This is a genomic window from Pseudomonas sp. HMWF032, from assembly GCF_003060885.1.
Taxonomy (GTDB): Bacteria; Pseudomonadota; Gammaproteobacteria; order Pseudomonadales; family Pseudomonadaceae; genus Aquipseudomonas.
Genome location: NZ_QAIG01000005.1, coordinates 1,204,348 through 1,230,774, shown reverse-complemented (window position 1 = coordinate 1,230,774; position 26,427 = coordinate 1,204,348). Strand labels below are relative to the sequence as shown.

The following is a 26,427-nucleotide window of genomic DNA, read 5'->3' as shown; positions in this document are numbered from 1 at the left end:
GAGGCTGTTTGATGGCGCGGGGCGCACTTTAGTGGTTTTGTAAGGGATGTAAATGCCGCGAATGCACTATTAACTGACTGGCTGGACAGCTTCAGCATTAAGTTGGTGCGCAGCGGCGTGTTTCGCGCTGTGTCATTGTTGTCAGTCATGTCGGTTCAGTGGGTCGCCACGTTCCTGTTACCAGCTGGGGGAGTACCGTTGTCTATTGTCCAGCGCCTGGGGGCGCTAACTGTCTGCGCACTGCGTCGGTCACTGCGCGGAAAGAGGCCTGTTGTGCTTTGCTCAGTTAAGGCGTGATTAAAGGTTGTGGTGCAACCTTGTATGCGCTTGGGTTGTACCTGTCGTCGGGTGCTCTGCATTTTTTAATAAGAGCGTTTTCCTGGTGCAGCAGGTATTTTTTGCCAGAGCCTTGTCAGTGCTGGGTTTTTCCGAGGGGGAGGCGAATGGCGGGCTGCTGAGTGGCATAGATAACTACGGTTTTGTTTGGTTGTACCTAGTTGCACCTTGCGCCTTATGAGGTTTAATCTCTTGCCAGTTTTTTGTGACCCGTCACCCATGGCGCCACCTCCATGAGGCCTTCGCGGGCGACGCTCAGGCATTGCTCCCGGCGCTTATCTGCCGTGCTCCACGCTCATAACAGGACAAACCAATGGCCACCACTACCCTTGGCGTTAAGCTCGATGATGCAACCCGTGATCGCCTCAAGCAGGCTGCACAGTCGATTGACCGCACCCCTCACTGGCTGATCAAGCAGGCGATCTTCAATTATTTGGAGCAGATCGAGGGTGGCCTGACTCCTGCTGAGCACTCGGGCCTGGCCGCTGTGGCGGGCGAAGAAGTGGTGGAAAACCTGACTGAGCAAGGTTTGCAGGTGTTCCTCGACTTCGCCGAAAGCATCCTGCCGCAGTCAGTGCTGCGTGCCGCCATTACCGGCGCTTATCGCCGTCCGGAAACCGAAGCCGTGCCAATGCTGCTGGAGCAGGCGCGTCTGCCGAAAGACATGGCTGAGGCAAGCAACACCCTGGCCATGAGCATCGCCGAAAAGCTGCGCAACCAGAAGAACGCTGGCGGCCGTCAGGGGCTGGTGCAGGGGCTGCTGCAGGAATTCTCGTTGTCCTCGCAGGAAGGTGTGGCGCTGATGTGCCTGGCCGAAGCGCTGCTGCGTATTCCGGACAAGGCCACCCGTGACGCGCTGATCCGCGACAAGATCAGCAACGGCAACTGGGGGCAGCACCTGGGTAACAGCCCGTCGATGTTCGTCAACGCCGCGAGCTGGGGCTTGCTGATCACCGGCAAACTGGTGGCCACGCACAACGAAGCCGGCTTGATGACCTCACTCAACCGCATCATCGGCAAGGGCGGTGAACCGTTGATCCGCAAGGGCGTGGACATGTCCATGCGCCTGATGGGCGAGCAGTTCGTCACCGGCGAAACCATCGCCGAAGCCCTGGCCAACGCCACCACCATGGAAAGCAAAGGCTTCCGTTATTCCTACGACATGCTCGGTGAAGCGGCCCTGACCGATGAAGATGCCAAGCGCTACCTGGCGTCCTACGAGCAGGCCATTCATGCCATCGGCAAGGCCTCGCACGGTCGTGGCATCTACGAAGGTCCGGGCATTTCGATCAAGCTCTCGGCGCTGCACCCGCGTTACAGCCGTGCCCAGTACGACCGGGTGATGGACGAGCTGTACCCGATCCTGCTGGGCTTGACCAAGCTGGCCAAACAGTACGACATCGGCCTGAACATCGACGCCGAAGAAGCCGACCGCCTGGAAATCTCCCTCGATCTGCTGGAGCGCCTGTGCTTCGACCCGGCCCTGACCGGCTGGAACGGTATCGGCTTTGTGATTCAGGCTTACCAGAAGCGCTGCCCGTACGTGATCGACTACGTGATCGATCTGGCCAAGCGCAGCCGTCACCGCCTGATGATCCGCCTGGTAAAAGGCGCGTACTGGGACAGCGAAATCAAGCGCGCCCAGGTCGAAGGCCTGGAAGGCTATCCGGTGTACACCCGCAAGCCCTACACCGACATTTCTTACATCGCCTGCGCGCGCAAACTGCTGGCCGTGCCGGAAGCCATCTACCCGCAGTTCGCCACCCACAACGCCCACTCGCTGTCGGCCATTTATCAACTGGCCGGGCAGAACTACTACCCCGGTCAGTACGAGTTCCAGTGCCTGCATGGCATGGGCGAGCCGCTGTACGAGCAGGTGGTGGGCAAGGTTGCCGATGGCAAGCTGAACCGTCCGTGCCGCATCTATGCACCGGTGGGTAGTCATGAAACCCTGTTGGCTTACTTGGTGCGTCGTCTGCTGGAAAACGGCGCGAACACCTCGTTCGTCAACCGCATTGCTGACCACAGCATTTCGATCAAGGAGCTGGTGCTCGACCCGGTACAGCAGGTCGAGCAGATGGCCACGCAGGAAGGCGGCCTTGGCCTGCCACACCCACGCATTGCCCTGCCGCGTGCGCTGTATGGCGATGCCCGCTTAAACTCCGAAGGCATCGACCTGGCCAACGAGCACCGCCTCGGTTCGTTGTCCTCGGCGCTGCTGAGCAGCAGCAACAATGCCTACAAGGCCATGCCGCTGCTCGGTTGTGAAGCACCTGAGCTGAGCGAGGCGCAGCCGGTACGCAACCCGGCGGACCACCGCGACATCGTTGGTTATGTGCATGAGGCCAGCGAGCAGGATGTGCGCAACGCCGTGCTCTGCGCAGTGTCGAGTGGGCAGATCTGGCAATCGACCCTGCCGGCTGAGCGCGCCGCCGTTTTGGATCGCGCCGCCGACCAGATGGAGGCGGAAATGCAGCAGCTGATGGGCTTGTTGGTGCGTGAATCCGGCAAGACCTTCGCCAACGCCATCGCCGAAGTGCGCGAGGCGGTTGACTTCCTGCGCTACTACGCGGCGCAAGCGCGCAATCACTTCAGCAATGACAGCCACCGCCCGCTAGGCCCGGTGGTGTGCATCAGCCCGTGGAACTTCCCGCTGGCCATCTTCAGCGGTCAGGTCGCTGCTGCGCTGGCTGCCGGTAACACCGTGCTGGCCAAGCCCGCTGAGCAGACGCCGCTGATCGCCGCGCAAGCCGTGCGCATTCTGCTGGATGCCGGTGTGCCGAGCGGCGCCGTGCAGCTGCTGCCGGGTCGTGGTGAAACTGTCGGCGCTGGCCTGATCGGCAACGAGCGCGTGCGTGGCGTGATGTTCACCGGTTCCACCGAAGTGGCGGGCATCATCCAGCGCAACCTCGCCGGTCGCCTGGATGCACAAGGGCGCACTATTCCGTTGATCGCCGAGACGGGCGGCCTCAACAGCATGATCGTCGATTCCTCAGCGCTGACTGAACAGGTGGTGGTCGATGTGGTGGCCTCGGCCTTCGACAGCGCCGGCCAGCGCTGCTCAGCCCTGCGCGTACTGTGCGTGCAGGAAGACGTGGCGGACCGCGTGATCAACATGCTCAAGGGCGCCATGGCCGAATACAGCCTGGGCAACCCGGAGCGCCTGAGCACTGATATCGGCCCGGTGATCGACGCGGAAGCCAAGGGCAATATCGACCAGCACATCGAGAAGATGCGCGAGAAAGGCCGCAAGGTCTTCCAGCTGGCGCGCGTTGCCGGTGACGACATCAAGCGCGGCACCTTTGTGCTGCCAACGCTGATCGAGCTGGACAGCTTTACTGAGTTGCAGCGCGAAATCTTCGGCCCGGTGCTGCACGTGGTGCGTTATGCGCGTGCTGACTTGGGCACGCTGCTGCAGCAGATCAATGACAGTGGCTACGGCCTGACCCTTGGCGTGCACACGCGCATCGACGAAACCATTGCGCAAGTGGTCAACACCGCCAAGGTCGGTAACCTGTATGTGAACCGCAACATGGTCGGTGCCGTGGTCGGCGTGCAGCCATTTGGCGGTGAAGGCCTGTCCGGCACCGGCCCGAAAGCCGGTGGCCCGCTGTACATGTACCGCCTGCTGGCAACCCGTCCGCAGGATGCGGTGGCTAAGCAATTGCAGCAGGAGAAGGGCGAAATTCAGCGTCCGGCCGAGCAGACCAAGGTGATTCAGGCACTGCAGGATTGGGCGGCCAAGCATGAGCCGAGCCTGAGTGCACTCAGTGCGCAGTACGTTGGGCTGGCGCAGAGCGGCACCGTGCAGATGCTTAACGGCCCAACCGGCGAGCGCAACAGCTACAGCCTGTTGCCGCGCGAACATGTGCTGTGCCTGGCTGCTGAGCGCAGTGACTTGCTGACACAATTGGCGGCGGCTCTGGCCGTGGGTTGCCAGGTGCTGTGGCAGGAAAGCGAGCTGACCCGCGAGCTGTTTGCCGCACTGCCCAAGGCTGTGCAGCAACGCATCACCGTGCTTAGCCAGTGGAGCGAGAGCGAAACGGTGTTCGACGCCATCCTCCATCACGGTGACTCCGATCAACTGCGCGAAGTCTGCCAACTGGCCGCTCAGCGTCCCGGCGCGATTATTGGTGTGCATGGTCTGCACAAAGGCGAGACGGATATTCCGCTGGAGCGCCTGCTGATCGAGCACGCCCTGAGCATCAACACAGCCGCCGCGGGCGGTAACGCCAGCCTGATGACCATCGGCTAATCGGTTCTACGAGCATCCCACCCTGACCGGCTCGCCGGCCGGGGTGGTTGGCAACACCGGCTTACCGCCACCCTCAGGTGTTTTCCACCTGATGCTGCAGACGGCCCTGGCTCTTATGCAGCGCCCAGCGCACATCCGGCAACGGTGGGCTACCCGCCCGGTGTGTTGGGTTTCTTCTCTCTGGCATTTCGATGCACGGTACCCACCTACCCGGTGGGTGCGGGACGGAGCGACCGGCTCCGTTCCACATCGGCCGCCATCTGCTGTGCCTATCTGTAATCGAATTCTGCTCTGTCTACCACTGCCCCTTGAGCACTTGGCGGGTGACATTGCGTACTTCCACCGGGTAATCGTGCTGCATGTACCACATGGCCGGATGATCTCCAGGCGTCAATGCGCGCGCCTGCGGTCTGAGGTTGGTGCGCAGCAGCAGGATCACATCGCTGCTGACCCAGGGATGGCGATACCAGTAGTGATGGCCGACGATATCGAACCCACGCTCGGCATAACGTCCTGACACATCCAGCAGGTTGACGTTATCCAGGTGCTGGCGCTGGGTGAAACGATGCAGGCTGGCCTCGGCCTGGCTGCTGCCAATCCGTGGGCCGCCGGGCATCAGCAGGTGGGCGTATTGCAGGGCGTCGTCCTGATCGGAGACGGTGATCATCACTTGCTCTGCAATCTTGCTGATACCGGGCAGGCGTTGCTCAAACAATTCTTCAGGCACATCGGCGGCGGCGAAGACCACCGCGCCAATGCGGTAACGCGCCTGCAACTGTGCGCGGCTCAGTTCGACATGCCGGGCAGCCAGTTCCTGCAGGGCCAGTGAGGTCACGCGTCCGCCCGCACTGTAGGCCACCAGATTAATGCGCTCGGCGTGGCTGTGGCGGGCCAGCAGTTCCAGCAACTGGCTGAGCGCATGACTGGACTGGCGGGCGCGCTCGACATCGATGCCGAGCAGGTAACTCATGATGTTCTGGTGCGTCGGCCAGGCAAACGCCAGGCCGACGAAGTCGCGCCCGGCAAAATGAACCAACTCGCCGGTGAGTTGATTGGCGTTGGCGAAGTCCACTTTCGCCCCATGCACATAAAGAATGATCTCTTTGTCGCGCGCCTTGCTCAGTTGCAGGTTGAGCGCATCCATATAGGCCTGTACGTCTGCCGGCAACGCTGTGTCGCGGACGCTCTGCAGAGGTAAGTGGGCGTCTTCCTGTGTGTGCAGCAGGCTCAGTGGCAGGTCGCGCGGGCGGGTTTCGCTCAGCGATGCGCTATGCAACTGCGGCCACAGGTCGTCACTGCCGCCCAGGCGAACGCTGGCGCTGCCGAGGTGCAGCTGGTCGCTGACCTGATTGCCATAGCCCTGTGTATTCGGCGCGCGATTGGTGGCGTAGAACACCGACACTTCCGGCACCCGCTCGGTCTCGGGCAGGTGGGCAAAGGGGTCGATGGCCGCTTGATGGTAGATCACCGGGGTGGACATCAGCGTCAGCGGTTTGGCTGCGCCGCAGCCGGCCAGCAAGGCAGTCAGGATGGTGGCGAGGATGAAAGAGCAAGGATGCAAGGCTGCGTTCTCGTGGGTTAGGCAGGTTCAGGCTAGCGCGCCATATCGCTTGAAGGCTAGTGAGGCCGGCGTGAAAGCGCGGTGTTCGATGAGGATTTCTGTTTTCAGTGAATAATCCAGTAATTCATAGGCATTTATACCTGCGGGATTAAATTTTCCTGTGTGGTTTTTGCAGCTGATTACGGTTGTTCATCTGGGTCCACTGAGCGCTTCAGCGTCTGCTGAGACGTTACCTGCGCTAACCGCTTAAGATGTGGCGCTGCTACCCGCTTTTCCGCAATCTCTGTTGGCGACGGTCAAGTCGGCGATGCAGTGCTGGCAGCACTCGGCCAGTGCGGTAGACGCATGTCATTTGTGGGCATTGCAGAACGCTGCAGAGCACAGCACGAGTCTGTGGGAAATCGGGTGTCGGGCGAGCGATGCTCAAGGGGCGTAGCTCGGAGAACTCCACCGATACCTGGCCTGCATGGCCAGCAGATAGAACCAGCGCTTGCGGCGCTGATTGATGTACGCTGCCCGCACGATCAGGCCCTTGGTTTTGCTCTCGGCGAGCTGCGCGGAGCCTTTACATGGCGGTTCAGGTAGACATTGGAAATGATTGATGCGGAACGAGTGCAGCACCGTGATGCGCTGCTCAAGCGCCTGGCCCGTGTCGAGGGGCAGGTGCGCGGTATTCAGGCCATGATCAGGCGCGATGAGGAATGTGATGCGATCGCCCAGCAGTTCAGTGCCGCGCGCAAGGCCTTGGATAAGGCCTATCAGGAAATGCTCATATGCCTGGCCGAGGATGCCATCCTCAATCCTGACCAAAGCAATCAGGACAAGCTGGCTCAGGTACGGACCATCTTCACCAAATATACGTGAGTGCCAGGCCGAATACGGCGGCAATGGCGAGGAGCAGCGGGCAAACGCCATGTCGCGTTTTTCAGCAGCTAGTCGCTGGCAATGGCCAGCATGAAGATCGCCCCGGTGACATAACCGGCCCATACGGTGTGCACGAACCTCACCTGAGCGACGAAGGATGACCAGCTTGAGCAGCAGAATGCCGCTGATTTTCCGTACAAGCGGGATCTGTTTGCAGTGTTTGTGGGGAGAGGGTTTTCAAGGCTTCAAACTGGCTGATAAACACCTGGCCGGAAAGCTCATCCAGGAAGCTGGAGCGGTGTAGCTGATCCATGACCGGGCCTTTGACCTCAGATAAATGCAGGTGTACGCCCGCTGTCTGCAAGCGTTCGACGATTGCCTCTAGTGAGTCCAGCGCACTGGCATCGATCAGGTTGACCCCCGAACACATCAACACCAGATGACGAACTTGCGGACGGCTCGCAATCAGCTCGCCAATGCGGTCTTCCAGGTAGCGTGCATTGGGGAAGTACAGGCTTTCGTCAACCCGCAACGACAACACACTGGGCGATTCGATCACACTAAAACGCTCGACGTTGCGAAAGTGTTCGCTACCCGGCACCTGCCCCACGACCGCCATATGCGGCTTGCTGGTGCGCCAGAGAAACAGCAGCAGTGACAGACCCATACCCAGCAGGATGCCGGTTTCTACGCCAATCAGTAGAACACCGAGCAGGGTTGCCAGCTGGGCGGCACCGTCCTGGCGCGAATAGCGCCAGGTCCGCTTGAGCGATGCGAGATCGACCAGGCTGAGTACGGCGACGATGATGGTGGCGGCCAGCACAGCCTGTGGCAGGTTGTGCAGTAATGGCGTGAGCAGCATGACACTGAGGGCGATACCGACTGCGGTGAATACGCCAGCCATGGGGGTTTGCGCCCCGGCGTCGTAGTTGACTACCGAGCGTGCGAAACCACCGGTAACGGGGAGGCCGCCACTGAATGCCGCAGCAATGTTGGCCGTCCCGAGGCCGAGCAGTTCGTTATCCGGCTGGATGCGCTGACGGCGTTTTGCTGCCAGGGTCTGGCCGACTGAGACCGACTCGACGAACCCGACCAGGCTGATCAGCAAGGCCGCAGGCAACAACTGCATGGCCAAGTCGAGATCCAGCGTAGGCAGGGTCAAGCCTGGCAAGCCTTGGGGAATGCTGCCGACCACTTTTACGCCAGCCTGATCCAGGTTGAGCCCTGTTACGCCAACAATCGCGACAATGATCGCCAGCACCGGTCCGGCTTTGGCGACATTGCCGGCGGCCGTGGCAGACAGCCCCAGGCGTTGCAGCAGCGGTTTCAGCTGTGCCCGAGCCCACCAAAGCCAGGCCAGGCTGAGCAGGCCAATCAGCAAGGTGGGCCCGTGAATGGCGGGTAATCCCCGCCAGAGTTGCGGAAGCAGTTGCAGCAGGCTGTCGCCCGATGCCGAGATGCCGAGCAGGTGCTTGAGTTGGCCGATCGCAATCAGGATGCCCGAGGCACTGATAAAACCGGACACCACCGGATGGCTGAGAAAATTGGCGAGAAAGCCCAAGCGCAGCACCGCCATGACGCTGAGCAACAGCCCGGAAAGCAACGCCAGCAGCATGGCTGCGCCGATGTATTCGGCACTGCCTGCCGGGAACAGCGGCTGCAACGCGGCGGCGGTCATCAGTGACACCACTGCCACCGGCCCCACGGCCAGGGTGCGGCTGGAGCCAAACAAGGCATAGGCCAGCAGTGGCAGGATACTCGCGTACAACCCCATCACCGGTGGCAACCCGGCGAGCATGGCGTAGGCCAGGCTTTGCGGGATCAGCATCAGCGTGACGATCAGTGCGGCCAGGCCATCCTGGCTGGCGTGATGGCGATTGTAATGCCGCCCCCAGTCGAGGCAGGGCAGCCAGCGGCTCAGCTTCATGTTGTGTAAACCTGGGTGCTGTAACAGGCCGTATCCATGGACAGTTCCTCAGAGCATGTCGAGGGGGATTTTCAGGTAGCGGGTGCCGTTGTCCTCGGCAGGCGGCAGTTGCCCGGCACGCATGTTCACCTGCACAGACGGCAGAATCAGCATCGGCATGCCGAGGGTGGCATCGCGGGCGCTGCGCATGGCGACAAAATCGGCCTCGCTGATGCCTTCATGCACATGCACGTTCAGCGCGCGTTGCTCCGCTACCGTGGTCTGGTAGCGGAAGTCATCGCGCCCTGGTGCCTTGTAGTCATGGCACATAAACAAGCGGGTGTCGCCGGGCAGGGCAAAGAGTTTGCGAATCGACTGATACAGCATGCGCGCATCGCCGCCGGGGAAGTCGCAACGGGCGGTGCCGTAGTCCGGCATAAACAGTGTGTCGCCAACAAAGCCGGCATCGCCAATCACATAGGTCATGCATGCAGGGGTATGGCCGGGTGTGTGGATGGCACGCGCCAGAATATTACCCACTTGGAAGGTATCGCCATCTTTGAACAAGTGGTCGAACTGGCGGCCATCAGTAGCGAACTCAGGGCCGGCATTGAACAGCTTGCCGAAGGTGTTCTGCACGATGGTGATATTTTCGCCAATAGCTAACTGGCCACCCAATTCATGCTTCAGATATGGCGCGGCTGACAGGTGATCGGCATGCACATGGGTTTCCAGCAGCCAGTCGACCTTCAGGTGGTGATCTTTCACGAATCGGATCAGCCGATCAGCGCTTGTTTGCGATGTGCAGCCAGACGCGGGGTTGTAGTCCAGTACTGAGTCGATAATCGCACAGCGTTGGGTGTTGGGGTCAGTGACTACATAGCTGTAAGTGAAGGTGTCAGGGTCAAAAAAGGTTTCGACGACGGCTTGCATGGTTGCGCTCCTCCTTATACCCCTTAGAGTATTTAAATTGAGCGTATCTACTTCTTGGTTCAGTGCATAGATTTTGCAGGAAATAGGCCTGCTTGGTCTTGTTAAGCCGCGCGATATGATTTTTCAGGTATTTGAGAGGGATAGGATTTGTTTTCTGCTCGACTGTCCCAATGTGGGGGGCGGGACCACCTGCAGGTCACAATCGGCCTAAACCAACAGGCTGTGATCGCGTTATCTCGTTGTTAAAAGGTGGGGGTATCGGCAAGCAATGCCCGGTTGTTCGCCAGCGGGGGGACAGGAATGGTTTGATTTTGCCGATGCCGTCATCAGGGCGCGTATGACCTAACGGCAGTTTGGTCATTACATCCGCTGATGCTTCCAGCTTTGAATGGGTGCCTGGCCGGGAAACAGCGCATCAGATCGCTAATGCGATGGCGCGGAGCGCTAGCAGCAGGATCCTCTTGAGGCGTGTTCTCGGGAGAGATGCGTGTTCTTAAGAAGTTAGGCTGATAGGGGCATGGGCATAATTGATCGAACACTTTTGATGAAGTGATATCGAATATGGCGACACAGACCATCAGGGGCGGGTGAAGAGTAAGAAAAAGCAGGCCCCCGCAGGCATTGCACCTGCGGGGGATGATGCTTACGCGAGGTCGAAGCGGTCGGCGTTCATCACCTTGTTCCAGGCTGCGACGAAGTCATGCACAAACTTCTCGCGGCTGTCGTCCTGGGCATACACCTCGGCATAGGCACGCAGGATCGAGTTGGAACCGAACACCAGATCGACGCGGGTGGCTGTCCACTTGGTGGCACCGCTCTTACGCTCGACGATGGCGTAGCTGTTACGGCCAGTCGGCTTCCAGCTGTAGGCCATATCAGTCAGGTTGACGAAGAAGTCGTTGCTCAGCACACCGACCCGATCGGTGAACACGCCATGCTGGCTGCCGCCGTGGTTGGTGCCCAGTACACGCATACCGCCGATCAGTGCCGTCATTTCCGGTGCCGTCAGGCCCATCAACTGTGCGCGGTCGAGGAGCATTTCCTCCGGCTGAACCACGTAGTGCTGCTTCTGCCAGTTGCGGAAACCATCGTGCAGCGGCTCCAGCACGTCGAACGACTCAACGTCTGTGTGCTCCTGGCTGGCGTCGCCACGTCCGGCAGCAAACGGCACCTTAACGGTGACGCCGGCCGCTTTAGCCGCTTCTTCGATGGCCAGGTTGCCACCCATTACAATCACATCGGCGATGCTGGCACCGGTTTCGCTGGCGATTTTTTCGTACACCGCCAGCACTTTGGCCAGACGCGCCGGCTCATTGCCGTCCCAGTCCTTTTGCGGAGCCAGACGAATGCGCGCTCCGTTGGCACCGCCACGTTTGTCCGAGTGGCGGAAGGTGCGCGCGCTGTCCCACGCGGTGCTGACGCGCTCGCTGATGGACAGGCCGCTGGCGGCAATCTTGGCGGCCACGGCAGCTACGTCGTAATCGCGGCGACCGGCGGGTACCGGGTCTTGCCAGATGAGGTCTTCAGCCGGTACATCCGGGCCGACGTAACGGGCTTTCGGGCCCATGTCGCGGTGCGTCAGTTTGAACCAGGCGCGGGCGAACACGTCCGAGAAGTAGGCCGGATCTTTGTAGAAGCGCTCGGAGATTTTGCGGTACTCCGGGTCCATCTTCATCGCCATGTCGGCGTCGGTCATGATCGGGTTGCGGCGAATGCTTGGATCGTCCACATCCACCGGTTTGTCTTCTTCCTTGATGTTGATCGGCTCCCACTGCGAGGCACCGGCCGGGCTCTTTTTCAGTTCCCAGTCGTAGTTCAACAGCAGGTGGAAGTAGCCGTTATCCCACTGGGTCGGGTTGGTGGTCCAAGCGCCTTCAATACCGCTGGTCACGGTTTCGCCGCCCACACCACGGGTGACATGGTTGTTCCAGCCCAGGCCTTGTTCTTCAATATCCGCCCCCTCGGGCTCAGGGCCGAGGTTCTTCGCATTGCCATTGCCGTGCGCTTTACCCACGGTGTGACCACCGGCAGTCAGGGCGACGGTTTCTTCGTCATTCATGGCCATGCGGGCGAAGGTGATGCGCACGTCATGGGCGGTTTTCAGCGGGTCGGATTTGCCGTCCACGCCTTCCGGGTTGACGTAAATCAGACCCATCATCACCGCGGCCAGCGGGTTGGCCAGGTCGCGCTCACCGGAGTAGCGGCTGCCTTCGCTGCCGGTGGGGGCCAGCCATTGTTTTTCCGAACCCCAGTAGATGTCTTTTTCCGGGTGCCAGATGTCTTCGCGGCCAAAGGCGAAACCGAAGGTCTTCAAGCCCATGGACTCGTAAGCGATGGTGCCGGCCAGGGCCAGCAGGTCAGCCCAGCTGACGCTGTTGCCGTATTTTTTCTTGATCGGCCAGAGCAGGCGACGGGCTTTGTCCAGGTTGGCGTTATCCGGCCAGGAGTTGAGCGGGGCAAAGCGCTGGTTACCGGTGCCGGCACCACCACGGCCGTCGGCGATACGGTATGTCCCTGCTGCGTGCCAGGTCAGGCGAATCATCAGGCCGCCGTAGTGGCCCCAGTCAGCCGGCCACCAATCTTGGCTGTTGGTCATCAGTGCGGTGAGGTCGCGTTTCAGCGCGGCGGCGTCGAGTTTCTTCAGCGCTTCCCGGTAGCTGAAGCCTTCGCCGAGCGGATTGGACTTGCTGTCATGCTGGTGCAGGATGTCGAGGTTCAGCGCGTTAGGCCACCAGGCGACACTCGATTGCTCAGTGGCCGTGTTGGCACCGTGCATAACGGGGCATTGGCCGGATGTGTTTTGGCTTTTCGGGTCCATATCAAGCTCCTCAGGTTTTTAGATGCCCGATGCTGGGCGGGTCGCTCAGCGCGGGTGTGATCTCGGCTGTCTTGGGTTGTCAGAGCAGCCTTGTGTCGATTCGCCATTGAGGTTAGCAGCTACCGTTTGACAATTGAGCGTTAAGGAGATTCGTATTCTCTATGGGTTCGTTAGCCAAAATTATTGGGCCGCAGTTTCATTAAACAATCAGCCTGACTCTGGCGGGGTATTCGCGAGTTGCTGTGAGTCGTATGCGCCAATTAATCTGTGCAACCTTCATCGATAGCGGCGGTAGTCGGGAGTTTTACGTGTCAATAGTCAGCGGTCTTCGACAGTCACTGCATCCCATGGCGCCGCTTGCTGCGGGTGCCATGCGGACTTCTTTTCTGCTTAGGCTGGTGTTATCTAACACTGTGGCTGTGGCGTCACGTGTTCCGCGAGATCTGCGATGAGCCTCAGTGCTGAGCCAAACTTGCGGTTAATCGAGCGCGTCAGTCGCAAGCAACGCGAGTTGCTCAATGCTCAGCGTGGGCAGGTGCTTTGGCTAACCGGACTCTCGGGGGCGGGTAAGTCGACATTGGCGTATGCCTTAGAAGCACAGCTTTATCAGCGTGGACGGCGCTCTGTGGTGCTTGACGGCGACCATCTGCGGGGTGGTTTATGCGCAGACTTGGCTTTTACACCGCAAGCCCGTCATGAAAATCTGCGACGCGCGGCTGAGGTCGCGAAATTGTTTGTTGATTCTGGGGTGATCTGTGTTGCGGCCTTTATATCGCCATCCGAACGTGACCGCGACATGGTGCGCCGTATAGTCGGTCCTGATGACTTCATGGAGGTCTATCTCGACTGTTCTCTTCAGGTCTGTGAGGCCAGGGACGTTAAGGGACTCTATCTGCGTGCTCGGGCAGGAGAAATTGCAGACTTCACGGGCATTACATCTACATACGAACCACCGCTGCAGCCCGATTTGACGCTTAGGACCGCTGAGCAGTCGATTGAGGAATGCGTTGCGCAGCTTATCAACTGCCTTGCTTGATGCTTGGCCTGAGTGCAGGCCCAATTTAACAAGGCATGCCGGCTGACCGCGATCGAGGCGGCTGTGAAGGGGTGTGAGTCACTAAGCGAGACTGTTTGGCTCGCTAGCGACTTGTGCTGCCCGCCTGGATCAGCGAAACGACGAACCCTTCTTTAAAGCTTTGCTTGGATTGCCATTTTGCCAGTCGTTGAACTGGCCTCCAGGAACGCGTCAATTGGATGCTCATCTCCGTTATGCCGTGCCAGATGAACCTGTGTACGGCTGGCGCTAATGGCCATCGAGCAACAGCCAGACGGACGATGGAAGGTCGATGTAGAACCGATCAAGGGCAAGCGCTTTCGTAAGACCTTCAAGACCAAGGGCGAGGCTCAGCGATTTGAAGCAACGTGCCGGGCTAAGGTCGTGGATAACCCGAGCTGGTCACCTAAGCCAACAGATGCGCGCCGGCTCACGGCACTCATTGGCTCATGGTTTGATCTGCACGGACATTCGCTAAGGGATGGTGTGCGCCGTCGCTCCAAGCTGGATCTGGTCGCAAAACGCCTGGGCAATCCACCTGCAGCCAAGCTAGATCCGCAGACCTATGCCCATGATCGACGGATCAGGCTAGAGGAGGGCACGTCACCCAAGACCCTCAACAATGAGCTGGGGTATCTGCGTTCGGTCTACAACGAACTGCGCGGACTGGGTGTCATCACCTACGCCAACCCGTTGGCCCTGGTGAAGCCTTTGAAAATCCAGGAACGTGAGTTGTCCTGGTTGACCACTGAGCAGATCCGCGAGCTGTTAGAGGTCATCCGTGATCGCTGCGATAACCCACACGTTGAGATCATCACGCTTATTTGTCTGGCTACCGGCGCTCGATGGTCAGAAGCCGAAAAGCTCAAGCCGACCGGGCTGCGTAATGGGGTGATCACGTTCAGCGGAACCAAGAGCGGAAAGGTGCGTTCTGTGCCGATCACTGCAGAGCTAGAAGCCAAGATCCGCCAACACTGGAAACAGCACGGCCAGCCAAACGCGGCCATTACCTCGTTCCGTCGTGCACTGGCCAAGACGACTACAGGTGTTTATGGGTCACTGTGGGCGGGTAGTTCTCTGCGTGACGGGCGCTTGCTACTCGCAGGTATGAGCGGACGTCTCTTGTTAAGCGAAGACAAAGGTGAGAATTGGCGACAGCTATCGCTCGCAGAAGGGCATGCCATTACAGATATTGCAGAGTTACGTGATGGCCGTATCGTGTTGGTCGGGAACGGTGGGTTGGTAGCGATGGCAAATTCCCAACTTACTGGTTTCAAAACCTTGATTCGGCCCGATCGCCAAGGTTTTTCTGCAATGTTGCCATTAGATGGGCTGAACATTATTTATGTCGGAGCTAACGGCGTCGGTATACAGGCCTTGCCGCTTTAGCGATAGGTCACACTTACAGTGGATTGAATCGCCCCGGGTTTCGTGGAGGCCTCAACTCTTGAGAAGATGAGGCTATGAAAAAGACCACGACCTACTCCCCTGAAGTCCGTGAACGTGCCGTGCGCATGGTTCTGGAGCATCTGAACGATTACCCCTCTGAGTGGGCGGAAACCCTGCATGCCTGGATTCGCCGTCACCAGACCAATGCCGGTCAGCGTCCCGGGCCGACCACCGAGGAGCGCGAGCGCCTCAAGGCTCTGGAGCGTGAGAACCGCGAGCTGCGCAAAGCCAACGAGATTTTGCGCCTGGCCAGTGCGTATTTTGCCCAGGTGGAGCTCGACCGCCGCACCAAGTCCTAAGGGCATTTGTCGACCAGTATCGTGACCGCCTCGGGGTCGAGTCGATCTGCCGTGTCTTGCAGGTCGCCCCGTCCGGTTACCGCAGACACGCGGCGCAGCAGCGCAACCCGGCACTGCGCTGTTGCCGTGCTCGACGCGATGACACGCTGATCAAGGAAATCCAGCGCGTATGGGACGCGAATATGCAGTGCTATGGCGCAGTGAAGGTCTGGAAGCAGCTCCAGCGAGAAGGCATCAAGGCAGCCAGATGCACGGTGGAGCGACTGATGCGTCGAGCCGGATTGCAGGGTATCAGGCGCGGTCAGGTCGTGCGGACAACGATGGCCGGGGACAAGGTGCTGTGCCCGCTGGATCGTGTGCAACGCCAGTTCCATGCCGACCGCCCCAACCAGCTGTGGGTGTCGGACTTCACGTATGTGTCGACCTGGCAGGGCTGGCTGTACGTGGCGTTTGTGATTGACGTGTTTGCGCGGCGGATCGTCGGCTGGCGAGTCAGTACCAGCATGAGGACGGACTTCGTACTGGATGCCCTGGAGCAAGCCCTGTATGCCCGTCAGCCGCATCGCACGGGTGGCCTGATTCATCACAGTGACCGTGGCAGCCAGGGCGGATTCAACCGGTCGTCGTAACGCCTTGGCCGAAACCATCAACGGGCTGTACAAGGCTGAGCTGATTTACCGCCAGTCATGGAAGAGCCGCGAGGCTGTTGAGATGGCAACGTTGAAGTGGGTGCACTGGTACAACCACCAGCGCCTGCTGAGCTCAATCGGGTATATCCCGCCTGCGGAGGCTGAGGCAAACTTCCACCAGCAACAAGCAGGTCAGGCCATGGCTGCCTGACTTAAACGAAATGGCCTCCACGAAACCCGGGGCGATTCAGCCCTGCGTTACGAGACGTTTATTCTGGCCAACAAAACCAAGGATGCCGGCTGGAACCCCCAAGCCTCCGATCGGCGCAAGCTCTCGGAATTGGTGACGCTCTGGTATGACCTCCACGGTCACATGCTCAAGGATGGTCTACGTCGAAAGACTAGGCTCGATGCTATGTGCGTTCGGCTCCGTAACCCGGTAGCTGCAAAGCTCGATGCTTCGGTCTATGCCCATGATCGGCGCTTGCGCTCTGAAAACGGAACCAGTCCTAAGACCCTCAACAATGAGTTGGGCTACCTGCGTGCGGTGTTTAATGAGCTTCGTGGCCTTGGCCAGATCGACTACGCCAACCCATTGGAGCTGGTGAAGCCATTCCGCATTGATGAGCGTGAATTGTCCTGGCTCACAGATGATCAGGTAAACATTCTGCTGGACGCCATCCGCAAGCACTCTGACAACCCACATGTTGAACCGATCACTCTGCTTTGCCTTGCCACTGGTGCGCGTTGGTCTGAGGCAGAAGGGTTAATCCCGGCCCGTTTGCGTAATGGCTCGGTGACTTACAGCAAGACCAAATCAAGCCGCGTCCGCACGGTGCCAATTGATCCGTCCCTAGAGATATTCATAAGGGATCATTGGAAGCGCCATGGCCCGTTCACAGGCTCAATCAGCTCTTTTCGTCGTGCCTTGGTTCGGTCTGGGATTCAGCTGCCCAAAGGACAGGCCAGCCATGCGCTACGCCATACCTTTGCCAGTCACTTCATACAGAAGGGCGGCAACATCCTGACCCTGCAGAAAATCCTAGGCCACTCCAGCTTGGCTATGACCATGCGCTACTCGCACTTGGCCCCGGAGCATCTGGTCGAGGCGGTGAGGTTGAGCCCGTTGGCTGATCGTTTGTTGGTTTCGGCTTATAGCTTGCGATAAGGTAAGTACAGGTGCTGTTCGCCACTGTCCGCTATTTGCCGCCACTGTCCGGATATTGCCTTGTATAACCTTGGTTATTAGGCAATAATCGGCCAACGACTCAACCCATGGCGAGCCGATTAAGTTCAGCTTTAGCCTAGGGTGAAGAAACCGGCCTAATCGCCGGTTTTTTCGTTTCTGGGGATCAGGATTTGTGCGTACAGCTTTTTTCGTAGACGGCTACAACCTCTATTACGGTGTGCTGCATGGGTCTCCTCACAAGTGGTTAGACCTTCCCGCGCTACTGTCTTCTATCCTTCGTGTGCAAGATCCAGTTGCGGAGCTTGTATCCGTCGATTACTTCACCTCTCCCGTCATTGCCCGGTTAGCTACTCGCGGACAGGCATCTAACGATGCTCAGAGTCGCTACATTCGCGCTCTGCAGGCTAGGGGCGTTTCGGTAACACTTGGCACCCATCGCCTTGCTAAAGGCTATGCCCCACGATTCGTCGAAGGTGAAAAGGCTTCTCGCCAGAATCAGGTAGCTGTTTGGCAGCTTGAAGAAAAAGAGACGGACGTGAACCTAGCACTGGGCATGTACCGGACTGCTTGCCGTGCCGATCACCTGCAGGTTGAACAGATTGTGCTTGTCTCGGGTGATACTGACCTTGCACCCGCTTTAGCTGCGATTCGATCAGACTACCCGCATATCCGTTTGGGTGTGATCTTGCCTCACCGCCTAGACTCGGGCGAACTTGTCCGTGATCCACCCGGCTCGCTCAAAGCATCTGCTGACTGGATGCGCCGCTATATTTCGGATAATGAGTTGTCAGCTTCCCAGCTCCCGCCAAAAGTACCACTGCCCAGAAAGCCGGCCATCGTTAAGCCTGATTACTGGTAGCCGCTGGCAGGTGTGACACTTTCGGGACAGTCGCTATCCCCAGAAAGCAAAAACCCTTGAAAATCTCTAGGATAATCAAGGGCTTAGGCTGTTTTTATTTGGTGGAGCCGGGGGGAATGTGTCCTAACCCCTCTGAGTCCCGCAAACCCCAGTGTTTTCAGCGCAATTCGCGAATCACTTGGATTTGGTAGATATCGTGTCGTCGGCCTGAAGTCTAAGCATCACTAGGGTTTTGTAAAGCGTTTTCCTGAGTATCCAATCCGCCCCGTTCGTGCTGGCATGCAAGCATGCCAGATGACCACCTAGGTTCTCGGTTCAAATCCCTAGAAGGAATTTGAATTGTAGTCCGTGTGTGAGTCAGGCTAATTTGGTCGGGAGCGCTTCTGCAGTTGTCACCGCTGCAGCAAGGGAACGAATGGCAGCAAGGGCAATCACCTTTGTGCTAGTCCAATTACTCGTTGGAAGCAGTTTTCGAACCGGAGCTTCTGGCCCGTTGTAAGCAATGGAGGCAGTGTTGGCCTCAAAGTTTAAACGAAAGAAGAGAAGGTGATCCGCGTACCCACTGCCTGGTGTGAACGCCGGCCCTGTGTTTTCCTTGCCTGTTGCCTTCACCTGCACAGTTTTCCCCGTATTGGTTACCGCATCCACACCTGCCGTACGCTTCTTTGGGAGCTTCAGGTCGAAATACTCCAATGCCAAGGCTTCAGCAATGTCCCCAACCAAGCGCCCGTCCAACGTGAATTTCAAACCCCATCCTCTGTAGTGCTTTGCCAAAGCTTGCTGGGCAATCCATAAGTCGCGAACAGCCTCTGGCAATTGCAGTACGAGTTCTTTGTCTCTCATTATCTTTTATATCTCCTTGGCGGATAAACGCTAGTTTTTTCCGCTACCTGAAGTAAAGATTGGATTGTAAATTTGCGGCGGGGCAGTTTTTTAATATTTCGGCATCGTATTTTTCTTCTGTGACTCTAGTTAGGAACTCTTTTGCGGACTTCAATATGGTCAAGTTTTCTGGATGCACGATTTTGTATTGTGCTAGTGCACTGGCTGCTGAGATGAATATGTTATGAGATTGGTCTGTTAGCAAGAAGTCGGTAATGCTGTCGTTGGACTTCTGGAATTCATCAAAGCTACGCTCGAGAGCAATTTTTTGGGCTAGATCTTTCGGTGTATATTCTTCGTATGTTCTAGGGTATTTTATTTTTCGTAGTGCTTCCCCTGTGCGCCCAAACGCAGGGTCTTTCTGCAGATAAATAATGCGCTTTACTTTGGTCATTGCAAGCATTCCAGAGCACATTGCGCAGGGTTCTAAGGTTGTATATACGCTATACCCATCAAGGTATTTACCTACATTAGGACATTGTAGGAAGCTCTGCATGAGTCGTACTTCTCCATGCTGAGTGGCATCATCTCTATTTCTAACAGAGTTTCTTGCCCAAAATACGGGGGTGTTGGATTTGTCGACAAGAATAGAGCCAATATTATGTCCCCGGCCATTAGTATTTTTTTGCCAATCCTTCTCAACCATTGCCATCGTCAGCAGTGAAAGGATTTCATCCCTTTCACTAGGGGCGGAGTGAGATGATTGAGAAGTTAATTCGCATGATGGGGTGCGTATGGGGATCTCTGTGTTTTTTCCATCAGTTGTAATATCTTCGGGTGTGGGCGGTCTTTTTTGAAGGTCATTATTGAAGAATGAAACCATCTCAGGTGTGACGGGTACAAATAGTTTTCCAACGCCGTTCTTGGATCCGCTGGGCTTTAGGTCGGGCGCATAGGTGGTTACTCTAGAAGTAATTGTTCCCCAATTGTGTACCAACGTCCAATAGTCCATGAACTGAATCGGTGCTGTAGATTTAGAGGCGCATTCCAGATCATTTAATACGTAATCAAATCTGGCTGACTCTGCTAAGAGCATTGCAAATAGCCGTATTGCATTATGGATGTCTTGTTTTTTTTCTGGGGCTTGGTTGGCGGCTTCTAAATCTTGAATTGTTGAAACTGAGCTAATTACATCTAGGGCAGAGGTGGCGGATTTCTCATCTATGGATAGCCGGGCACCTCCTTTATAATCTACAAAATTGTATGCGGTTCTCTCACATCTCAACCCTTTTGGAGTCATGCTCTCTTTGCATAAGGGGACTCCATTGAGTTCTTTGATATAAATTGTGTTCTTTTGGAAGGTTAAGGTAGCTGAATGATTGTTCTGGGTCTGTGCGCCGCAGTCACTGCTTATGATTACATTGTATCTGTCTTGCTCATCGGTTGTTGATTTTACATTGCCTCTTATTTTTTCTCGAATAAAATCAGAGATTTCGGGGTAGGAATACCTTGTTGGATCCCCTTGAATAAAGAATGATAAATTGCACGCAGCTGAGGCTGTATAGCTTGTTGTAGTTAAGATTATAGCTGTAAGTAATCTGATTAATTTATTCATGTCTGTCCCTGTAGGGTTGTCAAATTTTTTAGCTAAATATTTGCATTAACTTTAACGGGCTCCTGTAGCTTGGCAATTCGTATTTCTTGTTCTTGATTCGGGCCGGTAGTTGAACTGCTAAATCTATTAGTATTTAGGGTTCAGTGGCTTTGGCGGCATCATTAGGGCGCTCGGGCGATGAACTCCTTTATCCAGTTATCGAGCACGTCGACGTCGCTCTCGAACTCTTGGAGCTCTACCGGTATTTGAGGAAGATCTTCTGCCTGTGAGTTCTCATAGGCAGGTACGTTGTCATGAGTCGGTCGATGAGATCGCAGTCATCCGCTAGATTCGACATCCATGTTCTCCACTCCCTCAAGAGAATGAAAAGAGTAGTCTTGTTATGGCAGATTGCCAGCAGGGTATCCCCAACCGCTACCTGCCAGGTCAGGTAAATCGGGTGGCGCTAGAAGCCTGCAAAGTAGCGCCGGCGCTTGGACTTGTGGCTGTACTCATTGAAATGACTATCCAGCCAGTCCGTGGTGCGAACCTTCAGGTAGCCTGCGTCAGGATCGCTCTTGTCGCTGCTGGCTAGCTTCTTGACGATGTAGCGGGTGTAGTGGTGATCGAAGATGCGCATGAACTCCCCGAAGTAGATGTCGGCTACACGGGTATCCCCAGAGATCACGAGCATGTTCTCGTCGTTTTTATTTTGGGATGCTTGGCTGAAGTTCGCAGACCCAGTCACTACCAATGGGGAGTCTCTGAGCGGATCAACCAACAAGAACTTGCTGTGGATGTAGTCTCTCGTGTTTAGGGGGTTGTCTCTTTCGGCAAGGAAGTTCTCGAGCGCTCCTCCGGGGAGATACTCGCCAGCCGCAAACAGGACGTCTCTGTCACGTCCAATGATCTCGTCACTGCCAAGCCCGCCTTGCTTCACGATGTACCGCAGCACGTCGCTCTCGGGAGTAATGACCGCACTGAAGACCTTGTCGAGATTGAACGCCAGGGTGATGCAAGAGATCTCCTTCGCTTCCGCCATTCGGTCGGCATACCACTGAAGGGTTTCGCTGCTGACCTTCGTTGGGTCTCGAGGGCTGAACACCGGGATAGTCACCCCTGCATCTGGCCGTCCATGGGGGAGTTCACTCAACTTGCGCAGTTCTGGCCGAAGCTTGGTTGCGCCTAGGTTGTTCGACAGGAGTTCCCAGTAATCCAGATATGCTTGTGCAACGGTTGGACTCCACACGATGTGCCCTACGTTCGATTGCCCAAAAATCCCGCCCACGGAGATGTTGGTTGAGCCTGTCAATACAGCCACCGGCTGCTCGTCCTTCAAGAGCACGATGAATTTGTTGTGCCGAATCCCCTCGGAGACGGTTCGGGGGATGACCACATTCATCTCGTCGAGGCCGGCATTCCGAATGGTTTCTCGATTGTCCTCCTTATACTTGCTCACATCGTCGTAAACGATTTTGACATCGGCACCTGCTTCAACCGCTTTGGCAAAGGCGTTGGCGACGGGCTGGTACTGGAATTCGTAGAACGCGGCACGTAGGCCGTATTGGCCGTCTTCAGCAAGGCCTATGAACCTAATGAGCGCTTCAAACAAACCGCGAGAGAGCCAAGCCATCTCCTCTGATGTAGGGTCGTCGCCGTCTGGTTTTCGATTCTCAAATTGCCGTGCATAAGCTTGTGAGCCGATGACGCCGCGATTGAAGTAGACATCGTGGCGTGCCTCGTCGTTGCGTTTGTCTGGGTGTAGCAGATACTCGATTTCCGTAGATATCTCGACAGTCACGGACGATGGCTCATCGAGCTTTAGGAGCTTTATCTTCCCGTAGACCGGAACGATCTTGTAGCGGTAGGTGCGATTGGTTTGGGCCGTGTAGTCAGCCCATTGAAAGCTTTGAATCTGATGGCGAGCGGTGCTCACAGGGGTGCCAGGTGCAAGCCCCTTGTCGACGTCTTTGAAACGCTTGATTCCAGTCAGCCAGTACCGCTCGACAACCTCGCCTCCCTCCAGTTCCTCTCGTTCAATAGCGAAGCCCACAAGGCCTTCTTTCTTGTGCTCGTTACCAGGGGCAAAGTCCCAGGCCAGCACCACCACATAAGTTCCTGCAATTGCCCGCACACGCAGGGCACCACCGATCACAGATTCACGCATTGCCGCATCCTCCTTGGGTGACCGCTGACGCCTTCCTAGCGGGGAAATTAACTTTAAATGGTAGATGCGTTCGCCGTAATTGCCGCCCTGGCAATGTGAAATTTCAGCGTCGACCAGCACAACTTGGAGCGGCTTCGACCAAGTTGATGATCCAAGCGCAGGACAGGCTAGTCCTGTTGTGAGATTTGTTCAGGTGGTGGGTTAGCGGGACTGATCACTGATTTGAGCCTTGGGGTACGGCTCACTGTGATGAACGCTGAAGCCGATGTGAGCTAAGTCAAAAGCAATCACGGGATACAGGTTCATCTGTCCAATACGAGATTGAGTCCGTCTCTGGCCAAAAGTCGAATCTAGTATGGGCGCTGCCCACCGCCGACCTAGGAACACCCTGGTAGAAGTTGACACCACTGGCACTGAGGTGACGGCCAATACACTGGAGGTGTGAGGGAAGATGTTGGCTTGTCGTCAAATGGAGAAGAGGCTGACGCGTGACTGCTGTCAAATGAAGCTGCTTCGAACAGTGCAGAAAAAGCCGAGGCATGCCCCGGCTAACCACACCTTCGCTTACTCTTCTGAGTCATCAACGCACTTCATAAATACTGATTTACCAAGCCCAAAATCTTCTGCCTCCTTTAAAGATGTCGCCACATAAAATGAATGGCTCAACTCCGTTCCATCTGTTGGGGGCAGGCTATCTATATCAGCTGAATTTTGATTGTATATGGATCTTATTTTCCTAGTACCGATGCAGCGCTGTCTAGCCGGCTTGCCCGCTAGCGTGCACTCGCCCGCTGCATTTATGATTTGCATTTGCGACTTTATTTTATCTTGCAACTCTTGCTCTGAGTTAGCCTCAAATAGATAGAAATCCTCATAGATTGGATACTCGCTTTGCGAGTCGTCTACTACCTCAATCACAGAAGCTATACTTGCTACAAACCAAGTCATTAGTTAAACCTATTTTTGCCGTCGCAATTAAAACGCTTCATTGCTTGCTTTATTTTCTGCCGTTCTATTGCTCGGCTTTCATTGTTGTACAGATTTCTTAGATACTTGCATGGATCGCAGCCTTTTCCCTGGGCCTGAACATCGCGAACGTACTCATTATCGATATTCTGCTTCCCACCCTTTGCCATTTCAGATGGGGCTTCTGGTGCAATCGGGCCAGTGTAACTGGGGTTATACCAATCGGGTATGACACCAAAACCGCCACCTTCTTGGACGTCCTGGCCGACTGGATTGCTTACACTATTAACAACCGCAGCGCCTGCAACAATCACCGCCCCCACAACAAGGACTTCAGCGACCAAAACGCTTTCGCCTTTAGGGTCAATATATCGGAGTGGGTTTCCCATCACATACCCATAGGTATTCAGCCCGCCCGCGAGCCCAATCGGATCGCTTTCGACATAGCGGCCCGTCTCGGGGTCGTAATCGCGGAAGTAGTTGTAGTGAAGTCCGCTTTCCTGGTCGAAATACTGCCCTGGGAAGCGCAGATTCATTGCCAAACTACCGCTGGCTTGACCCACACCGAATGCATCCGACTGCCACTGCCAAACATTTTGCTGGGTTTGGTTGGTCGCCATTCGCGGGGTGTTGAGGTGGTCGCTGTGTAGGTAGAACGGTTCGCTGCTGGCGATAGCCCCCTGAGCATCAAAGGTGATGCTGACGCCACCCAGCGGCATGCTGTCGAGCCAGATGTAGTATTGGGCACTTAGCTTGCCGCCTTGGCTATTGAACTGTTGCTCCCCCAGTAGCTGACCATCTGGCCCGTAGAGGAAGGTGGTGGTGCCTTGTGAGCTGATCTTGTGGGTGCGCTGGCCGAGGGCGTTGTAGCGAAACTCAGCCACGGTGTTGCCGTCGAGTTTGACGCTGGTGAGTCGGTTCTGTGCGTCGTACACCAGCTCGCGATTAGCACGATCCTGAGTCAGATTGCCGGCAGCATCGGTGGTAACTGCTTGCGCATCGAGCAGGACTAGGCGGTTGCTGTTGCTGGCGTACTGGTAGGTTTGCTGGGTGCTGGTCTGCGCCTCACCACTTACGATGGGCGTAATGGTTTTGCCGGTGCGGTTACCTACGGAGTCATAGCTGTAGGTTCGCTGCAGATTGGTCTTTTGCTCCGCCGTCAGACGGTCTAGAGCGTCGTAGCTGTAATTGAGGTCACCTAGCAAGCTGCTGTTTAGCGTGGTGATGTTGCTGTTGGCGTCATAGCCGTAGGTGCTGTTCCAGCCACCCACGGTTTGTTCGGTCAGGCGGTAGTCTTGGTCATAGCTGCGGCTGAGACTTACACCATTTGCCCAGGTGAGACTTTTCAGCGGGCCAAACGGCAGATAGTTGAGGCTGCTGGCGAAACCACTTGGCTGAGCGCTACCGACTTGCAGTTGCACCTGGCTAACCTGGCCGGCTGCGTTACGCGGGTAAAGGATACTGAACCCATTCCTGACACCTCGCAATACGCCGCTAAAATCCGCTTAGCCAAGTAAATCAGATGGTTACGAATTGTGCTATTCCGCATTGGTCGGCTTTGCCTTGCTGTGGCTGTGACACTTTTGGGACGCTCTCATTTTTGCCGAGGAAATCGAACCCTCTGTTTCTGCCTGCATTATCCCGCAAAGCCCTGCTATTCCTGGGCTCTAGCTACTTCACCTCCGCTATGATCCGCTTTCTCTTGCTGTGATTTCGACACGTCTGCTAGACAGCCTTGAGGCCGATCAGTAGCGTCTAGCCATTACGATGCTTTGGTTGGTTTGCTACTTGTGGCCTTTCATGTTGCTCTTTCACCTAGCTTAATCGCGTTAGCAATTTCGCCTAATTAATAATTATGTTTTCTCTACGGATATAATATGTACGAAGAATATCAGTCCGAAATAGATGCTGCACTTGAAGAAGAAAATGTAGATGTATTTTTCATTAATGACTTGGGTGTCATTGTTGATTATTTTAGCGCTATTGAAAAAATTTACCTATTTGGATCAAGAAGATATCCTCACCAAAGTTTAAGATCTGATTTGGATTTGCTCTTTATAACATCAGATTACATAAGGCCCACAGATTTAAGGAGTGTCATACATCACACCCCGATTCTAGATATTTTTACTGTCTCTGGTGGTGTCGCTATAAGTTGTGCCAATGAAAGCTACATTGCATATGCAACTGAACAGGAACTGCTAGAGCGCCTTGATGCTGTTCTTATATGGGAACGCTCTTCAGGATTCATACAAAATAGTGGAATAAAACCATTTTTTAAATTTAGGAGCGATGTTGAATTCAAGATGACCACTATGCCTTCTTCTTTTTATAAGGCTGATAGCTATGACAAGAAGTTAAGGGAAATCGAAAACTCCGGATTACCGATCAGCCCTTTAATTGGGGAGGATGTGAGTTCAGTAGCCCTGTTTTTAATATCCGTCGCTGGTCGTATGATATTTGATAAGAAGATGTTTTCAAAATCGAGGGGGCAGGCAAAAGACTCTTGGGTCACCAATTTGGAATCAGAGTATGACTTTCAAGATTTATTTGAAATAACCTGCAGGCCATTTATTCCGAATATGTCGAGAGAGGAAGTTTCAATTATATATGATGGAAGCAAAAAGCTTTCAGATTTTAGCTTTTTTGACAGTCAAATAATTATCGAGATGAAATATATAAAATCGACGGGTGAAGCTAGCAATACCGTAAAAACACTTTCCGGG

General features: G+C 55.9%; 16 protein-coding genes, 2 pseudogenes and 1 other annotated feature. Of the genes and pseudogenes, 8 read left to right on the top strand and 10 right to left on the bottom strand.

Annotation, left to right across the window (positions count from 1 at the left end; translation table 11 throughout):
- Window positions 1–649 precede the first annotated feature (649 nt).
- Entirely contained in the window at window positions 650–4,591 is a 3,942-nt protein-coding gene (gene putA, locus DBR00_RS08435; protein ID WP_108486047.1) for a trifunctional transcriptional regulator/proline dehydrogenase/L-glutamate gamma-semialdehyde dehydrogenase, read from the top strand.
- 295 nt (window positions 4,592–4,886) lie between these two features.
- Here the strand turns inward: putA and DBR00_RS08430 are convergent, their stop codons facing one another.
- Window positions 4,887–6,152, bottom strand: coding sequence for an alpha/beta hydrolase (locus DBR00_RS08430; RefSeq protein WP_108486048.1), 1,266 nt, complete (start codon window positions 6,150–6,152; stop codon window positions 4,887–4,889).
- A 594-nt stretch (window positions 6,153–6,746) separates the two neighbouring features.
- On the opposite strand from DBR00_RS08430, the gene DBR00_RS08425 reads away from it, so the two are divergent.
- Window positions 6,747–7,016: a metal-sensing transcriptional repressor gene (locus DBR00_RS08425; RefSeq protein ID WP_108486049.1), complete on the top strand. Its 270-nt coding sequence runs from the start codon at window positions 6,747–6,749 to the stop codon at window positions 7,014–7,016.
- Here DBR00_RS08425 and DBR00_RS21430 read toward each other — a convergent pair.
- The 4 genes and pseudogenes from DBR00_RS21430 to katG form a co-directional block, all read right to left on the bottom strand.
- Window positions 7,012–7,168, bottom strand: a pseudogene (locus DBR00_RS21430) (cytochrome bd-I ubiquinol oxidase subunit CydA); the annotation flags it as partial. The gene DBR00_RS08425 and the pseudogene DBR00_RS21430 sit on opposite strands and share 5 nt — an antisense overlap.
- Window positions 7,156–8,943, bottom strand: coding sequence for a SulP family inorganic anion transporter (locus tag DBR00_RS08415; protein WP_108486050.1), 1,788 nt, complete (start codon window positions 8,941–8,943; stop codon window positions 7,156–7,158). The gene DBR00_RS08415 and the pseudogene DBR00_RS21430, both read right to left, overlap by 13 nt.
- Before the next feature lie 48 nt (window positions 8,944–8,991).
- Window positions 8,992–9,855, bottom strand: coding sequence for an MBL fold metallo-hydrolase (locus DBR00_RS08410; protein ID WP_108486051.1), 864 nt, complete (start codon window positions 9,853–9,855; stop codon window positions 8,992–8,994).
- 643 nt (window positions 9,856–10,498) lie between these two features.
- A complete protein-coding gene (gene katG / locus DBR00_RS08405) occupies window positions 10,499–12,673 on the bottom strand; it encodes a catalase/peroxidase HPI (RefSeq protein ID WP_108486052.1) in 2,175 nt (724 codons plus the stop codon).
- Between the two features lie 448 nt (window positions 12,674–13,121).
- Between katG and cysC the strand changes: the two genes are divergently transcribed.
- From cysC to DBR00_RS08380, 5 genes and pseudogenes are all read left to right on the top strand, one after another.
- Window positions 13,122–13,709 (top strand): adenylyl-sulfate kinase, encoded by a 588-nt coding sequence (gene cysC / locus DBR00_RS08400; RefSeq protein ID WP_108486053.1) that lies wholly within the window; start codon window positions 13,122–13,124, stop codon window positions 13,707–13,709.
- Between the two features lie 270 nt (window positions 13,710–13,979).
- On the top strand, window positions 13,980–15,116 hold the full coding sequence (locus DBR00_RS08395) for a tyrosine-type recombinase/integrase (RefSeq protein ID WP_177479935.1): 1,137 nt from the start codon (window positions 13,980–13,982) through the stop codon (window positions 15,114–15,116).
- A 74-nt stretch (window positions 15,117–15,190) separates the two neighbouring features.
- A pseudogene (locus DBR00_RS08390) lies at window positions 15,191–16,315 on the top strand (IS3 family transposase).
- Window positions 15,430–15,546 (top strand) — a sequence feature (AL1L pseudoknot). It overlaps the preceding pseudogene by 117 nt.
- Window positions 16,316–16,588: 273 nt before the next feature.
- Window positions 16,589–17,272 carry a tyrosine-type recombinase/integrase gene (locus tag DBR00_RS08385; protein WP_256582953.1) on the top strand — a complete coding sequence of 228 codons (684 nt, stop codon included), beginning with the start codon at window positions 16,589–16,591 and terminating at the stop codon, window positions 17,270–17,272.
- Window positions 17,273–17,465: 193 nt separating this feature from the next.
- The gene (locus tag DBR00_RS08380; RefSeq protein ID WP_108488371.1) at window positions 17,466–18,152 is read left to right on the top strand and encodes an NYN domain-containing protein; all 687 of its coding nucleotides are present in this window, start codon (window positions 17,466–17,468) and stop codon (window positions 18,150–18,152) included.
- A 357-nt stretch (window positions 18,153–18,509) separates the two neighbouring features.
- On the opposite strand, the gene DBR00_RS08375 is transcribed toward DBR00_RS08380, so the two are convergent.
- The 5 genes from DBR00_RS08375 to DBR00_RS08355 form a co-directional block, all read right to left on the bottom strand.
- On the bottom strand, window positions 18,510–18,995 hold the full coding sequence (locus DBR00_RS08375; protein ID WP_108488372.1) for a hypothetical protein: 486 nt from the start codon (window positions 18,993–18,995) through the stop codon (window positions 18,510–18,512).
- A gap of 43 nt (window positions 18,996–19,038) precedes the next feature.
- Complete coding sequence (locus tag DBR00_RS08370; RefSeq protein ID WP_108488373.1) at window positions 19,039–20,589, bottom strand: nucleoside deaminase; 1,551 nt, start codon at window positions 20,587–20,589, stop codon at window positions 19,039–19,041.
- Between the two features lie 445 nt (window positions 20,590–21,034).
- Window positions 21,035–22,735 carry a phospholipase D-like domain-containing protein gene (locus tag DBR00_RS08365; protein WP_108488374.1) on the bottom strand — a complete coding sequence of 567 codons (1,701 nt, stop codon included), beginning with the start codon at window positions 22,733–22,735 and terminating at the stop codon, window positions 21,035–21,037.
- Window positions 22,736–23,299: 564 nt separating this feature from the next.
- Window positions 23,300–23,683 carry a hypothetical protein gene (locus tag DBR00_RS08360; RefSeq protein WP_108488375.1) on the bottom strand — a complete coding sequence of 128 codons (384 nt, stop codon included), beginning with the start codon at window positions 23,681–23,683 and terminating at the stop codon, window positions 23,300–23,302.
- Window positions 23,683–25,122, bottom strand: coding sequence for an RHS repeat domain-containing protein (locus tag DBR00_RS08355; protein ID WP_371920627.1), 1,440 nt, complete (start codon window positions 25,120–25,122; stop codon window positions 23,683–23,685). Before DBR00_RS08355 ends, DBR00_RS08360 begins: the two co-directional genes overlap by 1 nt.
- 456 nt (window positions 25,123–25,578) lie before the next feature.
- Between DBR00_RS08355 and DBR00_RS20655 the strand changes: the two genes are divergently transcribed.
- Window positions 25,579–26,427: nucleotidyltransferase domain-containing protein (locus DBR00_RS20655; protein ID WP_218276602.1), on the top strand; the 849-nt coding region annotated here is incomplete at its 3' end.